The sequence below is a fragment of the Microvirga lupini genome, assembly GCF_014191055.1.
GTDB lineage: Bacteria > Pseudomonadota > Alphaproteobacteria > Rhizobiales > Beijerinckiaceae > Microvirga > Microvirga lupini_A.
The window spans coordinates 619,153-633,405 of record NZ_JACHWB010000002.1; the positions used below are offsets into that span (position 1 = coordinate 619,153).

12 protein-coding genes are annotated in these 14,253 nt (G+C 63.3%); 8 read left to right on the forward strand and 4 right to left on the reverse strand.

Annotation, left to right across the window (positions count from 1 at the left end; genetic code table 11):
- Positions 1–343 precede the first annotated feature (343 nt).
- The 3 genes from FHR70_RS10035 (at position 344) to FHR70_RS10045 (ending at position 3,496) form a co-directional block, all read left to right on the forward strand.
- Positions 344–490: a hypothetical protein gene (locus FHR70_RS10035; protein WP_183449628.1), complete on the forward strand. Its 147-nt coding sequence runs from the start codon at positions 344–346 to the stop codon at positions 488–490.
- A gap of 120 nt (positions 491–610) precedes the next feature.
- Positions 611–2,002, forward strand: a complete 1,392-nt coding sequence (gene trkA / locus FHR70_RS10040) for a Trk system potassium transporter TrkA (RefSeq protein WP_183449630.1) — start codon at positions 611–613, stop codon at positions 2,000–2,002.
- A gap of 3 nt (positions 2,003–2,005) precedes the next feature.
- On the forward strand, positions 2,006–3,496 hold the full coding sequence (locus FHR70_RS10045; protein ID WP_183449632.1) for a TrkH family potassium uptake protein: 1,491 nt from the start codon (positions 2,006–2,008) through the stop codon (positions 3,494–3,496).
- 32 nt (positions 3,497–3,528) lie between these two features.
- Here FHR70_RS10045 and FHR70_RS10050 read toward each other — a convergent pair whose 3' ends face one another.
- The 3 genes from FHR70_RS10050 to FHR70_RS10060 form a co-directional block, all read right to left on the reverse strand.
- On the reverse strand, positions 3,529–3,765 hold the full coding sequence (locus tag FHR70_RS10050) for a hypothetical protein (protein WP_183449634.1): 237 nt from the start codon (positions 3,763–3,765) through the stop codon (positions 3,529–3,531).
- A gap of 155 nt (positions 3,766–3,920) precedes the next feature.
- Positions 3,921–5,156, reverse strand: coding sequence for a peptidase T (gene pepT / locus FHR70_RS10055; RefSeq protein WP_183449635.1), 1,236 nt, complete (start codon positions 5,154–5,156; stop codon positions 3,921–3,923).
- A gap of 165 nt (positions 5,157–5,321) precedes the next feature.
- On the reverse strand, positions 5,322–7,004 hold the full coding sequence (locus FHR70_RS10060; protein WP_343058776.1) for a methyl-accepting chemotaxis protein: 1,683 nt from the start codon (positions 7,002–7,004) through the stop codon (positions 5,322–5,324).
- 281 nt (positions 7,005–7,285) lie between these two features.
- Between FHR70_RS10060 and kce the strand changes: the two genes are divergently transcribed.
- The 5 genes from kce to FHR70_RS10085 all read left to right on the forward strand — a co-directional run bounded on the left by kce (position 7,286) and on the right by FHR70_RS10085 (position 12,157).
- A complete protein-coding gene (kce, locus tag FHR70_RS10065; protein WP_183449637.1) occupies positions 7,286–8,218 on the forward strand; it encodes a 3,5-dioxohexanoate:acetyl-CoA acetone transferase in 933 nt (310 codons plus the stop codon).
- A gap of 113 nt (positions 8,219–8,331) precedes the next feature.
- On the forward strand, positions 8,332–9,531 hold the full coding sequence (locus FHR70_RS10070) for an ABC transporter substrate-binding protein (RefSeq protein WP_183449639.1): 1,200 nt from the start codon (positions 8,332–8,334) through the stop codon (positions 9,529–9,531).
- A gap of 75 nt (positions 9,532–9,606) precedes the next feature.
- A complete protein-coding gene (locus tag FHR70_RS10075; protein WP_183449641.1) occupies positions 9,607–10,383 on the forward strand; it encodes an SDR family oxidoreductase in 777 nt (258 codons plus the stop codon).
- A gap of 124 nt (positions 10,384–10,507) precedes the next feature.
- Positions 10,508–11,680 (forward strand): ABC transporter substrate-binding protein, encoded by a 1,173-nt coding sequence (locus FHR70_RS10080; protein WP_183449642.1) that lies wholly within the window; start codon positions 10,508–10,510, stop codon positions 11,678–11,680.
- 84 nt (positions 11,681–11,764) lie between these two features.
- Positions 11,765–12,157: a GFA family protein gene (locus tag FHR70_RS10085; RefSeq protein ID WP_183449644.1), complete on the forward strand. Its 393-nt coding sequence runs from the start codon at positions 11,765–11,767 to the stop codon at positions 12,155–12,157.
- 12 nt (positions 12,158–12,169) lie between these two features.
- Here FHR70_RS10085 and FHR70_RS10090 read toward each other — a convergent pair whose 3' ends face one another.
- Positions 12,170–13,990, reverse strand: coding sequence for a PAS domain-containing sensor histidine kinase (locus FHR70_RS10090; protein ID WP_183449646.1), 1,821 nt, complete (start codon positions 13,988–13,990; stop codon positions 12,170–12,172).
- Positions 13,991–14,253 lie beyond the last annotated feature (263 nt).

Consider the following 14,253-nt stretch of genomic DNA (forward strand, 5'->3'; position numbering starts at 1 on the left):
ATCAGAGCATTGTTCTTCCAGGCAGGCTCATTTTTCTGGAAAAACCATGCGCTCATCGCGGCTTGAGCCATGGATTTACTTTCCTCGGCGAAGGCATTTCATCCGATTCCGAAAAGTTTTATCTTGCCATGAGCCGGCGGATGCCCCATATGGATTTCATCCAACCGAGATGTTCGGCCTGCTCTCCCTAGCTCGTGATTGAGCCGCCGAGCCCGCTTACCGTTCCCATCGTTTGTCACATCCAGCCCTTTCGGGCGGATTTCCCGTCGGTGCGCAGCGCACCGACCGTCTCATTCACAGAAGAAGCCGTCAGGGCCCCGTCCCATGCGGCCATAGGATTATCATGTCGACTGCCATTCAGGCCCAGAACGCCAAAAATACCCCTCAACAGACCAAGGTCCGTCTGCAGACCAAGGCTACGCCCAAGCCGCAACCCTCCGGCCTGTCGCGGGAGGAAATCCGCCAGATCGTCCTCGAGATGATCGGCTGATCGCCTAGCTCCGAGGCGCAAGCGGACCGCCCATAGACCCTGAAAAGGCAGGCCTGTGAATTCCATGGGCCTGTGCCCTACATTACCCCGAAACCAAGCGTATCGGGGAGTGAGTTCGCCGTGAGAGTGATCGTCTGTGGTGCCGGACAGGTGGGCTCGACCATCGCCCGCCACCTCGCCTCCGAGGGCATCGATGTGACGGTGGTGGATCTCTCACCCGAGCAGGCCAGGCGGGCGGACGAGAGCTACGACGTTCGCGGAATGGTCGGCCATGCCGCTCATCCCGAGGTTCTCGAGCGGGCGGGCGCGCAGGATGCGGACATGCTCATCGCCGTCACCCGCTCCGACGAGGTCAACATGGTCGCCTGTCAGGTGGCCTACTCCCTGTTCAACGTCCGCCGGCGCATCGCCCGTGTCCGCCATCACGGCTACCTGGAGCCGATCTGGCAGGGGCTCTACGCCTCCGACCAGTTGCCCATCGATGTGATCATCTCGCCCGAGGTCGAGGTCGCCAACGGAATCGTCCGGCGTCTTAAGACACCCGGCGCCTTCGACACCGTGGCACTGGCCGACGGTCGGGTTCACCTTCTCGGGGTTCATTGCAACACGGGCGGATGCTCCCTGGTCGGGCGCCGAATGAAGGAACTCTCCACGTCGGGCGGCTCCGGCATCGTCGTCGGCGTCATCGTGCGCAACGGCCATGCCTTCGTGCCGAGGGCCGAGGATCAGGTCCAGCAGGGTGACGATGTCTACGTCATCACCGAGACGGCTCGCGTGGACCAGGTCATGGCATACCTTGGCCACGAGGAGCAGGTCGCCCGCCGCATCGTGATCGTGGGCGGCGGCAATGTCGGCCTCAACCTGGCAACCAGGATCGCCCGACATGCTCCCTATGTCTCGCTCAAACTCGTCGAGCATTCGCGGGAGCGAGCCGAGTACATCTCCCGGGAACTGAGAGATTCCGCCGTGGTGATCCAGGGCGACGCCCTCGACAAGGAAGTGCTGCTCGAGGCCAACGTCCAGAGCGCCGATACGATCATCGCGGTCACGAACGACGACGAGACCAACATCTTCGCCTCGGTACTGGCCAAGCGCGAGGGCTGCACGCGGGCCATCACCCTGGTGAACAAGACCTCCTACGAGCATGTCTTGCCGGCGCTGGGCATCGACGCGGTCGTCAGCCCCAGCGCCATCACGATCTCGACCATTCTGCGCCACGTGCGCCATCGCTCGGTCTCCGCCCTCTATACGCTACGGGAGGATTTCGGCGAGGTGATCCAGGCGACGGCCCAGGAGGGCTCGCGACTGGTGAAGGGCACCCTGCGCGAGGCTGGAATGCCGGAAGGCATGCTGATCGGAGCCATCGTCCGCAATGGCGAGGTGATCATTCCAACAAGCTCGACGCGGGTGCATCCCGGCGACAGCATCATCGCCGTGGTGGCCTATCGAGCCCTGCGCAAGGCTGAGGCGATCCTGGCTGGCCCATCGGTCGAAACAGGGAGCCAGGGCTGACCGATGCGCGAAAGATCGTTTCCGAGCGCATGGGCCCCACCCTATTTCCGTCCGGTTTTCCACCTGACGGGACGGATGCTCCTTGCGCTGGCCGCAGCCATGCTCCTGCCCGCGGGAGTTGATGCCTTCACGGGCGATCCGGACTGGAGAGCCTTTCTCATCGGCAGCGTCATCACCTTCGCCTGTGCGATCACCCTGATGCACGTGACCCGCTGCCGGCTATCCGGCGGACTGACCCTGCGCCAAGCCTTTCTCCTCACGCCGGTCGCATGGACGACCATTGCCCTGTTCGGAGCCATCCCCCTCTACATTTCCGATTACGCTCAACTGAGGGATCACTTCACCAACGCGTTCTTCGAATCCGTCTCCGGCCTGACGACGACCGGCGCCACGGTGATCGTCGGGCTCGACGACGCGCCCAAGGGCATTCTTCTGTGGCGGGCGCTCCTGCAATGGCTGGGCGGCATCGGCATCATCGGAGTCGCCATCTCGATCCTGCCCGCCCTTGGTGTCGGCGGCATGCAGCTGTTCCGCACAGAATCCTCCGACCGATCCGAGAAGGTCATGCCGCGCGTGCGGGAGATCGCAACCGGTATCATGCTGATCTATACGGCCCTCACGGTGGCCTGCGCGCTGGCTTACTGGCTGGTGGCGATGACACCGTTCGATGCGGTCGCTCATGCGCTGACCACCGTCTCGACTGCCGGGTTTTCGACCTCCGACATTTCAATGGCGCGCTGGGACAACCCCGCTCTGCATTGGATCGCGACCCTGTTCATGCTCTCGGGCGCCGTGCCGTTCGTGCTGTACCTGCGGCTGGTCCAGGGCCAGCGCGATGCCCTGCGCGACAGTCAGGTCTGGTTTCTGGTCACTCTCCTGGCGGCTCTCATCATCGCGGTTGCGGCATGGTTGATCCTGATGGCCGGTCACAGCGTTGCCGAGGCCCTGCGGCTTTCCGCCTTCAATGTGGTGTCCGTGGTGACGACGACCGGTTATGCCACGGCGGATTACACGCTCTGGGGCAACCTGATGGTCGGTCTGTTCTTCGGCCTCATGTTCGTGGGCGGCTGCACAGGTTCGACCTCAGGTGGCATGAAGATCTTTCGCTTCCAGGTGATGATCCGCATGCTGCAGAGCCAGTTCCTACGCCTGCTCTATCCGCGGGGCGTGTTTCCGCGTGTCTATGCGGGCCGGCTGCTGCCCGACGATGTGATCGGCTCGGTGGTGGTGTTCTTCTCGCTCTACTTCATCTGCTACAGCGCGCTCACGGTCGCCCTGATGGCGTTCGACCTCGATTTCCTGACGAGCGCCAGTGCCGCCGTGTCAGCCTTGTCGAACATCGGCCCAGGCCTGGGTCCGATCATCGGCCCGGCCGGCAACTTCGCAGAGCTCCCGAATGCGTCCAAGTGGCTTCTGTGCTTCGGCATGCTCCTGGGCCGGCTGGAGCTGTTCACCCTGCTGATCCTGTTCTTTCCCCAGTTCTGGCGCGGGTAGGACCGAGCGTCGACAGCAACAGGTTCGGACGATCAGCGCCGAGGAGCCTTCTTGGCGGCTTCCTCCATGCCGCGCGGGTTCTTCTTCACCCCCTCCTTCAGCACTTTCGCGGCAGCGTCCTGCTCCTGCTCCGGGGAAGCCGGAACCGGCGCGGTGTCGCCGCGGGCTTCCAGACCCTGGCCGTCAGGCTTCCGGCTGCCCGCCTTGGCGGCCGATTTCAAGGAACGCAGAGCCTCGGGCTGTTGACCATCCTGCATGCGATTGGGCATCGGGCGAACTCCTCCAGGGACGGCTTCATGGCCGCCTCCCCAAGGCAATTCCCGTCCTGCCAAGGCGTTCCATCCACGCCTCCGGTTCGATGTGCGCACCGCCCGCCGGGCACTTCCCCAGCGGGAAAGCAGCCCGGCCCGGCCAAGGAGGCGCTTTAGGCGCGCTCCTCCCAAACTTTCGCCAATTCGACGATGGTCTTCACCGCCTTGTCCATGTCCTGGCTCGAGACGAATTCCAGCGGGGAGTGGAAGGCATGGCCGCCGGCGAAGATGTTGGCGCAGGGCAGGCCCATGAAGGAGAGGCGTGAGCCGTCCGTGCCGCCGCGGATGCTGTCGCGTCGAGGCTCCATGCCGGCGCGCTTGATCGCCTCCACGGCATGCTCGACGATCTCCGGGTGCCGGTCGAGCACCTCCTTCATGTTGCGGTACTGCTCCTTGACCGTGAAGGTGTAGCTGGAGCCTTGATAGTTCTCCATCACGTCCCGCGTGATCTTTTCCAGCAATGCCTCTTTCGTCTTGAGCCCCTCCTCCGTGAAGTCGCGGATGATGAAGCTCAGATTCGCCTTTTCCATCACGCCCAACAGGCCCGTCGGATGGATGAATCCATCGCGCCCCTTCGTGGTCTCGGGCGCCATGTCCCGCGGCAGTCGCGCGATGATGTCGCCCGCGATCCTGATGGCGTTTTCCATACGGCCGTAGGCTTGGCCCGGGTGAATCGCCACGCCCGTGATGGCGATGTCCACCGCATCGGCCGAGAAGGTTTCGTCCTCGATGCTGCCGGCGGCTCCGCCATCCATGGTGTAGCCGAAATCGGCCCCGAGCTTCTTCAGGTCGACCTTGTCGACGCCGCGGCCGATCTCCTCGTCCGTGGTGAAGAGGATGCGGAGCGTGCCGTGCTTGATGTCCGGGTTGTTGATCAGGAACTCGGCGGCCGCCACGATCTCGGCGATGCCGGCCTTGTCGTCCGCGCCAAGAAGCGTGGTGCCGTCCGAGGTGATGATGTCGTGGCCGATCATGTCCTTCAGGACCGGATGGTCGGCGACGCGGATGACCCGGGAGGAATCGGCCGGCAGCCGGATGTCGCCGCCCTGGTAGTTCCTGACGATCTGCGGCTTGACGTTCGTGCCGGAGAAGTCCGGCGCCGTATCCATGTGCGCGCAGATGCAGATGACCGGCACGCTGTTTTTCGGGGTGTTCGACGGAATGGTCCCGTAGACGTAGCCGTGCTCGTCGAGATGCGCGTCTGAGACCCCGATCGACAGGAGTTCATCGACCAGCAGGCGACCCAAATTCTTCTGCTTTTCAGTGGAAGGCTGGGTTTTCGAAGAGGCGTCGGACTGGGTATCGATGACGACGTAACGGAGGAAACGGTCGGTAACGCTGACGGCCATGAACTTAATCCAATTCGCGAGGAGACGATGGACTTTTAGCCGGGAAAAACCGTCACGGGAATGCCTTGAGGGAGAAAATCCTTTCCGGAGGCGCTCCGTCTGAAGCCTGTATGTGGAAGGAGCCCGCAGGTCGAACCGTTCATTCGACCTGCGGTCTCCCGATCCTTAAGCGGCCTTCACGTCCGTGAGGAAGCTCTGCACCTCGCGGCTGAGATCGCTGGAGTGGCGCGCCAGTTCCTGCGCGGCTCCAAGCACGCGGCTTGCGGCCGTGCCGGTCAGCTCAGCCCCCTGTCTCACGTCGAGGATGCTGCCGCTGACCGATGCGGTGCCGCGCGCCGCCTCCTGCACGTTGCGGGCGATCTCGCCGGTGGCAGCGCCCTGCTCCTCGATGGCGGCAGCGATCGCCACTGAGGTCTCGGACATCTGGCCAATGGTGCTGCCGATGTTCTGGATCGCGCTCACCGCCTCCCGGGTCGCCTGCTGGATCTCGACGATCTGCGCCGAGATCTCCTCCGTGGCCTTGGTGGTCTGGTTCGCCAGTTCCTTCACCTCGCTCGCCACCACGGCAAAGCCCTTGCCGGCCTCGCCGGCGCGGGCCGCCTCGATGGTGGCGTTGAGCGCCAGCAGGTTGGTCTGGCCCGCGATGGTGTTGATGAGCGCGATGACGGCGCCGATCTTCTCCGCCGTGCTGGCAAGCGCCTGAACGGTCACGTCCGTGCGCCGCGTCTCCTCGACGGCCGCGCCTGCGACCTTCGCCGACTGGGAGATCTGGGCCGCGATCTCGCGGGTCGAGATCGACAGCTCCTCGGTGGCCGCAGCCACGGTCTGCACGTTCACGGATGCCTGCTCGGCCGCCGTCGCAACGGTCCGGGACTGCACGTTGGTCTGCTCGGCGGTGGCCGCCATGGTCTGGGCCGTGCCCTCCATCTCGGACGCTGCGGTCGAGAGGGTCCGGGTGAGGGCCGCGACATTGGCCTCGAACTGGCGCGTCAGCTGGTCGAGGCGTTGCGCGCGGCGGGCCTGCGCATCGGCATCGCCCGCGTAGATCTTATCCGCCTCGTCCTTGGCGATCAGCGTGTCCCTGAACACCTCGACCGCATGAGCCATGGCGCCCAGTTCGTCGTTGCGGTTGCGCGCCGGCACATCGATCTGCCGCTCTCCTTCGGCAAGGGAGCGCATGACCTGTCCGAGAGCCAGGACGGGCTTGGTGACGCTCCGACCGATGAAGGTTGCCACCACACCAATGAGGAGGACGATGATGGCCACGCCGGACAGGAGCTTCAGGGCCGTGCTCCACACCTTCGCGGCAGTGTCATCCGTGTAGACGCCCGAGCCGATGATCCATCCCCAAGGCTTGAAACCCTTCACGTAGGAGATCTTGCCGACGGGCTCCTGCGCACCGGGCTTGGGCCACAGATACGGCACGAACCCGGCGCCGCTCTCCTTCACCTTGTCGACGAAGGCGACGAACAGGCGCAGGCCCGTGGGATCCTTGTTCTCCCTCAAGTCGGCGCCGACGAGCTCGGGCTTGATCGGATGCATCACCATCTTGGGATGCATGTCGTTGATCCAGAAGTATTCCTGGGTGTCGTAGCGCAGAACCCTGATCGCATCGGCGGCCGCTTTCTGGGCGGCCTCGCGGGTCAGGCGACCGGCACGTTCCTCGGCCTCATAGTGCGAGAGAATGCCATAGGCCGATTCGACCACATGCTGGGTCTTGACCATTTGCGCCTGGGTGATCTCCTCACGCAGATAAAACAATGTAACGGCGATGATCGCCGCGATGCCGACCAGAGCGGTCAATGTGATGGAGTGGATTTTCGTCCCGATACCGAATTTCATGCGCATGCAGTCCCCCAGAATCTGCAATTCTTTTGTTTGTGATGATGTTCTGCCCAATCCGACACGGAACAACCTTCCGTCAGCTTCAGCTGAATTCTTGCGGGAGCAGAGAAAGCTATAAGTTATTGTTTCTGGTTAAAAAGCGGTTGATGCGGCGCTGAACTGTCGGCATTTCAAGCGAAAATCACGCGCCGATCCTGCCGCTCTATGGACCCGCACCGACCGTTTCGCCTAGCCTGGGGATTGTTCCCTATGGATGAGGCGGTCTCACAGCCCTGGAGGTTTCGATGAAGCGAGCGGACAAAGTCATCATCAGCTGCGCGATCACCGGGTCGATCCATACGCCCAGCATGTCGCCCTACCTGCCGGTGACGCCGCAGCAGATCGCCGAGAGCGCTGTCGGGGCGGCGGAGGCAGGTGCCGCGATCCTTCACCTGCACGCCCGGGACCCGCAGACCGGCCGCCCGACGCAGAACCCCGAGGTGTTCAAGCAGTTCCTGCCGGCCATCAAGGAGCGCAGCAACGCCATCGTGAACATCACCACCGGCGGCGGGCTCGGCATGAGCCTCGACGAGCGCCTCGCCGCAGCGAAATGGGCGCAGCCCGAAATCGCCTCCATGAACATGGGATCCTTCAATTTCAACATCTCCGGCGCCGGCGGACGCATCGCATCGTTCAAGAACGATTGGGAGAAGCCCTACCTGGACATGACCAAGGACTTCATCCTGTCCAACACCTTCGCGCAGATCGAACGGGGCATGACCGAGCTCGGTGCGCTCGGCACCCGCTTCGAGTTCGAGTGCTATGATGTCGGCCATCTCTACAACCTCGCCCACTTCGCCGATCGCGGGATCGTGCAGCCGCCCTTTTTCGTGCAGGCCATTTTCGGGATTCTCGGGGGCATCGGCCCGGAGCCCGAGAACCTCATGCACATGAAAGCAACGGCCGACCGGCTGTTCGGGAACGACTACTATCTCTCCATTCTCGCCGCCGGCCGTCATCAGCTGCCATTCGTCACCATGGGAGCCATCCTCGGCGGGCATGTGCGCGTAGGCCTCGAGGACAACCTCTATCTGGGCAAGGGCGAGCTCGCGCCGTCCAACGCCGAACAGGTGCGCAAGATCCGCCGCATCCTGGAGGAGCTGTCCCTCACCATTGCGACCCCGGACGACGCACGCCGCATGCTTCAGACGAAAGGACCGCAGAACACAGGCTTCTGAACGATGTGGGAGAGCCACGCCCGCTGACGGGCTCCCACTTTTGCATGATCGTCGGCGGCTTTCCAATCCTGCGCAGGCATGCCTAAGATGGCTGTCCTAAAAGGGAGGAAACAATGAAGACGCGTTATGTTCTCAGCGCTTTGATGGCCATGGCCATGACAGGAGCCGCGCAGGCGCAGATCTCGGTCAAGCTGGGTGTGCTGAACGACCGGTCCGGCGTTTATTCCGACCTCACCGGCGAAGGCTCAGCGATAGCGGCCCGCATGGCCGCCGAGGACTTCAAGGCGGCCGAGAAGGGCATCAAGGTCGATGTCGTGGCGGCAGACCACCAGAACAAGCCGGATATCGGCGCCAGCATCGCCCGGCAATGGTACGACCAGGAGGGCGTCGACGTGATTCTCGACGTTCCAACCTCCTCGGTGGCGCTTGCCGTGAACGGGATCGCCCGCGAGAAGAACAAGATCCTGATCAACTCAGGCGGCGGCACCTCGGATCTCACGGGCTCGCAATGCTCGCCCAACACCGTGCATTGGACCTACGACACCTGGGCGCTCGCCAACGGGACCGGCGGCGCGATGGTGAAGCGCGGCGGAGACACATGGTTCTTCGTCACGGCAGACTATGCCTTCGGTCATGCCCTGGAGCGTGATACGTCGGCCCTGGTGACGAAGGCGGGTGGCAAGATCCTCGGCACGGTTCGGCATCCGTTCCCAGGCCAGGACTTCGCATCGTTCCTGCTGCAGGCGCAGTCGTCGGGAGCCAAGGTGATCGGCCTTGCGAATGCGGGTGGTGATTTCACCAATGCGATGAAGCAGGCGGCGGAGTTCGGGATCGTCCAGGGCGGCCAGAGCCTCGCAGGGCTCCTGGTGTTCATCACCGACGTTCACTCCCTCGGCCTTCAGGTGGCCCAGGGCCTCGTGATGACCGAGGCCTTCTACTGGGACCAGAACGATCAGACCCGCGCCTGGTCGAAGCGCTTCGCCGAGAAGAACGGCGGCAAGATGCCCACCATGGTCCATGCGGGCGTCTATGCCGGCGCGCTGCATTACCTCAAAGCCGTCGAGGCCCTCAAAGGCAAGGACACCGCTCAGGTGATGGCCAAGATGAAGGAGATGCCCACCGACGATCCGCTGTTCGGCAAGGGCAAGATCCGTCAGGACGGGCGCAAGATCCACGACATGTACCTGTTCGAGGTCAAGAAGCCGGCCGAGTCGAAAGGTCCCTGGGATCTCTACAAGCAGCTCGCCACGATCCCGGCCGATCAGGCCTTCCGGCCTCTCAACGAAGGCGGCTGCCCGCTCGTGAAAGGCTGATTATAACCAACAGAAATAGGGCCGGGTTGATCCTGGCCCTATTGCTTTTGCGCTTCCGTGACGAAAGAGGATGCCATGGATCTGGCCATAAAAGGTTTGCGCGTTCTCGTAACGGCCGGTGCCGCAGGCATTGGCCTGGAGATCGCCAGAAGCTTCGTCCGCGAGGGCGCCAAGGTGCATGTCTGTGATGTCGACGACGCGGCGCTCGCCTCTCTGGCGGCGAGCGATCCGGATGTCACCCGCTCCCGTGCCGACGTCGCCAAGCGTTCGGATGTGGCCCGTCTTTTCGACGAGGCTCTCCAAGTTCTCGGCGGCCTCGATGTTCTCGTCAACAATGCGGGCATCGCCGGCCCGACCGCGCGGGTGGATGAGGTCGATCCCGAGGATTGGGACCGGACTCTTGCGGTCAACATCACGGGGCAGTTCAACTGCGCCCGTCTGGCCGTCCGGCACCTGCAGAAGAGCGACAATGCCTCCATTATCAATCTTTCGTCGGCGGCAGGCCGTTTCGGCTTTCCCCTGCGCTCTCCCTACTCGGCGGCGAAATGGGCAGCCGTGGGGTTCACGAAGACTCTCGCCATGGAGCTGGGGCCGCTCGGGATCCGGGTCAACGCGATCCTTCCTGGAGTCGTGGAAGGAGACCGGATCCGCCGCGTGATCGGCAGCAAGGCTGAGGCCCGCGGGATCAGCTACGAGGACATGGAGAACGAGCTTCTGCGCAATGTTTCCTTGCGAAAGGCCGTGACGCCGCAGCAGATTGCCGACCAGATCGTGTTCCTGTGCTCGCCCCGCGGGCGGACGATCTCGGGTCAGGCCATCGCCATCGACGGGGACACCCAATCCCTCGCATGACCGTGACCGGAAGCGCCCGGGATGTTCGATTCGTCTAATCTCGTGCTTGCTTTATCCATTGGCTGACAAGATATCGTTGTTCATCCTGTACCAAAACGGGAACAACATACAGGGAGGAACAACGATGCACCGCAGAACCCTCATTCTCGCCGCAGGCGCCGCTGCGCTCATGGCAGCCGTCTCGGGCGCGCAGGCGCAGCAGACGGTTAAAATCGGCCTGATCCTGCCGCTGACAGGACCCTTCACCGCCATCGGTCGCCAGGTCGAGATGGGTGCCAGGCTCTACATGCAGCAGAAGGGCAATACGGTCGCGGGGCAGACGATCGAGCTCGTGGTCAAGGATGACGGCAGTGTCGCCGACACGACGAAGCGCATCGCCCAGGATCTCATCGTCAATGAGAAGGTGAATGTGCTCGCGGGCTTCGGCCTCACGCCGCTGGCGCTCGCCACTGCGCCACTGGCCACTCAGGCGAAGGTGCCTCAAGTCGTCATGGCGGCAGGCACGGCGACGATCACGGAAGCCTCGCCGTTCATCGTACGCACCAGCTTCACCCTGCCGCAGGCCACCGAGCCCATGGGAGATTGGGCCTTCAAGAACGGCATCAAGAAGGTCGTGACCCTGGTCTCCGATTACGGCCCCGGCATCGATTCCGAGAAAGCCTTCTCGGGTGTGTTCACCAAGGCGGGCGGTCAGGTTGAGAACCTGCGGGTGCCGCTGGCCAATCCCGACTTCTCGCCCTTCCTGCAGAAGGTCGCCGACGCCAAGCCCGACGCGCTGTTCGTGTTCGTGCCCGCAGGTCAGGGCGCGCAATTCATGAAGCAGTTCGTGGAGCGCGGCTTCGACAAGAGCGGCATCAAGCTGATCGGCCCCGGCGACGTCACCGATGACGAAGTGCTCAATAACATGGGCGATGTGGCACTGGGCGCGATCACCACGCACCATTACTCGGTGGCCCACGACAGCCCTGAGAACAAGGCGTTCGTGGAAGCGTTCAAGAGGGCCAGCAACGGGACGCGGCCGAACTTCATGGCGGTGGGCGGCTATGACGGCATGCACCTGATCTACGAGGGTCTGAAGAAGACCAACGGTCAGGGCGGCCAGGCGCTGATCGACGCCATGAAGGGCATGAGCTGGACCAGCCCGCGCGGGCCGGTGTCGATCGACCCGCAGACCCGCGACATCATCCAGAACATCTATGTGCGGAAAGTCGAGCGGGTGAACGGGGAGCTCTACAACGTAGAGTTCGCCACGATCCCGAACGTCAAGGACCCGGTCAAGGCCGCCAAGGCCAATTGATCACGGCAACAGCAAGAGAGGCGCCGCGCTCCCATGCGGCGTCTTTCACGCACAAACGTTTGCGTGAACCTTCAGGAGACGCACATGGACCGTTTCACCGGTGGCTGCCTGTGCGGAGATGTCCGCATTGTCGCGTCGGGCGCTCCATACCGGGTCGGCATTTGTCACTGCCTCGACTGCCGCAAACATCATGGGGCTCTGTTCCACGCCTCCGCGATTTTCCCTGAAGCTGCGGTGACGATCCAGGGCGAAACACGCGATTATGCGGGGCGGTTTTTCTGTCCCCGCTGCGGGTCATCCGTTTTCGCACGATCTGCTGATGAAATCGAAGTGAACCTGGGCTCCCTGGATGCTCCTGACCAGCTGATGCCCAGTTATGAACTCTGGACCGTGCGTCGCGAGTCCTGGCTGCCGCCCTTTCCGGTCAAAAGACGATACGACCGTAATCGTGACGCCACGAGCCGCTTCGAAGATTAAGTCGCGCTCACACTAGGCCAGCGGCGCATCCACGATGCAGATCACGCCTGTAGCCGGGAAGGCAATCTGGGCCGTGCCGTCGAGATCCTGCGATAAGCTTCGCTCAATTAGCCGCGAGCCGAATCCCCGCCGCGACGGCGGCCGGACGGCAGGGCCTCCGCTTTCCTCCCATGTGAGATGCAGACGCGGCCTGGAATCGTCCGGCTGCACGCTCCAGGTGATCCTGATCACGCCTGTCTCGTTCGACAGGGCACCGTACTTTACCGCATTGGTCGCCAGCTCCTGCAGCGCCATGGCGAGTGCCAGGGCCATCCGGGGCGGCACGCGAACCCTTGCGCCTTCGAGGTGCAGGCGATCCTCGCCACGGCTCGAATAAGGCGCCACCGCCTGTTCGACGATGTCATACAGGTCCGCGCCCTCCCAGTTCTCGCGGGTCAGGACGTCATGAGCGCGGGACAGGGCGAAGAGGCGGGCCTCCAGAGCCTCCTTGGCCTGTTCCGTGGACTCCGCATTGCGCAGCGTCTGCGATGCCACCGACTGCACGGTGGCCAGCGTGTTCTTCACCCGGTGGTTCAGCTCATTGATGAGGAGCTGCTGATGCTCCTGCGCGACCCAGCGGTCGTGGATATCAATGGAAACGCCGAACCAGCGCACGATCTCACCATTGCGAGGAGCGCGGTAGGGCTCTGCCCTCACGAGGAACCAGCGATAGTTCCCCTCCTTCGAGCGGATGCGATGCTCGACCTCAAAGATGCCGCCTGTGCTCCGGGCCTCTTCGAAAGCCTGCATTGTGGCAGCCTGATCATCCGGATGCACAAAATCCGCCGAGACTTGGGCCGCGCCGGCGGGATTGTCGGCCGAGCCGGTGTATTCAAACCATTGACGGTTGAAGAACTCGGCGTTTCCTTCGGCATCGGTGACCCAGACGATCTGCGGCACGGCATCGGCCATGAGCCGCAGGCGCTCCTCGCTCTCCCGCAAACGTTCTTCGGCCTCCACCTGCTGGGTGACGTCGCCGTAGAACACCGCGAGGCCCTCACCGACAGGATAGGCGTGCATCGAGATCCAGCTCACCCGGCCATGCGGCCAGACATAGCGATGTTTCATTTCGACAGGCTTCTTGGTCGCCATGGCCTGTTTGAACATCTCGCCGAGAGCCGGATCGGCCGTTGGGTGAGCTTCCCAGTGGGTCTTGCCGATCACCTCCTCACGCGGCCGTGCCTCGAGACGCAAGGCCTCCGCATTCATGTCGACGATGCGGAAATCCCTATCCATGAGCGCCAAGCTCTCCCCCATGCCGTCGAGCACGCCGCGCAGGCGTGTCTCGCTGTCGCGCAGGGCCGCCTCCATGCTCACCCGGGCGGTGGTTTCCACCACGATGGCGAGCACGCCCCCCGGCTGGCCGCTCTCGTCGATCACGGGAGAGTAGTCGAGGTTCATCCACACCTGCTCGGGTACCCCGTTCCGGTACAGGGTCAGTTCCTGATCCCGGAATGAGAGGGTTCCTCCCGCCATGCCGACCTTCATCACGCGAGCATTGAAATCGGCGACCTCCGGCCAGCCCTCCAGCACGTTCGAGCCGAGAAGCCGCGGGTGGCGCCCCCCAGCGAAGAGCGAGTAGGGATCGTTGTAGATCATCACCCCATGCTCGCCCCACAGCAGGACCATCGGGATCGGGGAACGCAGCATCAGGCCAACGGTGGTCTTCAGGCTCTGGGGCCAGCCGGAAATCGGCCCAATGGGCGTGCTCGCCCAGTCATGGCTGCGGATCAGCGCCCCCGCCTCGCCACCGTCCCGGAGGAAATCGGGGTATGATGGGGTTCTACTGTCCATCGCCTCGAACTTCGTTCCGAACAGGCCCGTTGCCGGGAAATCGCTCGCGCGGGAGACAATCCTCGTGGAGCGCGACCTGACTGGAGCGGCAATGGGAGACAGCCCCTCCCTTCATGATGATGAGTGCGGCAAGCCCTGGCATGAAGGACAGGTCCGGAACGGATCGAAAAGGCATGGGCTCTGTCTATGCTGGGAATGGCGACGCTTTGATGTTTTGTAGCGCCCTCCTCGCCGGTGACAATGGGGCTAGCGGCACCTCCTTG

Coding starts and splice junctions, on each gene's coding strand:
- FHR70_RS10035 (WP_183449628.1), top strand. CDS start 344: ATGTCGACTGCCATTCAGGCCCAGAACGCCAAAAATACCCCTCAACAG.
- FHR70_RS10045 (WP_183449632.1), top strand. CDS start 2,006: ATGCGCGAAAGATCGTTTCCGAGCGCATGGGCCCCACCCTATTTCCGT.
- FHR70_RS10050 (WP_183449634.1), bottom strand. CDS start 3,765: ATGCCCAATCGCATGCAGGATGGTCAACAGCCCGAGGCTCTGCGTTCC.
- pepT (WP_183449635.1), bottom strand. CDS start 5,156: ATGGCCGTCAGCGTTACCGACCGTTTCCTCCGTTACGTCGTCATCGAT.
- FHR70_RS10060 (WP_343058776.1), bottom strand. CDS start 7,004: ATGCGCATGAAATTCGGTATCGGGACGAAAATCCACTCCATCACATTG.
- kce (WP_183449637.1), top strand. CDS start 7,286: ATGAAGCGAGCGGACAAAGTCATCATCAGCTGCGCGATCACCGGGTCG.
- FHR70_RS10070 (WP_183449639.1), top strand. CDS start 8,332: ATGAAGACGCGTTATGTTCTCAGCGCTTTGATGGCCATGGCCATGACA.
- FHR70_RS10075 (WP_183449641.1), top strand. CDS start 9,607: ATGGATCTGGCCATAAAAGGTTTGCGCGTTCTCGTAACGGCCGGTGCC.
- FHR70_RS10080 (WP_183449642.1), top strand. CDS start 10,508: ATGCACCGCAGAACCCTCATTCTCGCCGCAGGCGCCGCTGCGCTCATG.
- FHR70_RS10085 (WP_183449644.1), top strand. CDS start 11,765: ATGGACCGTTTCACCGGTGGCTGCCTGTGCGGAGATGTCCGCATTGTC.
- FHR70_RS10090 (WP_183449646.1), bottom strand. CDS start 13,990: ATGGACAGTAGAACCCCATCATACCCCGATTTCCTCCGGGACGGTGGC.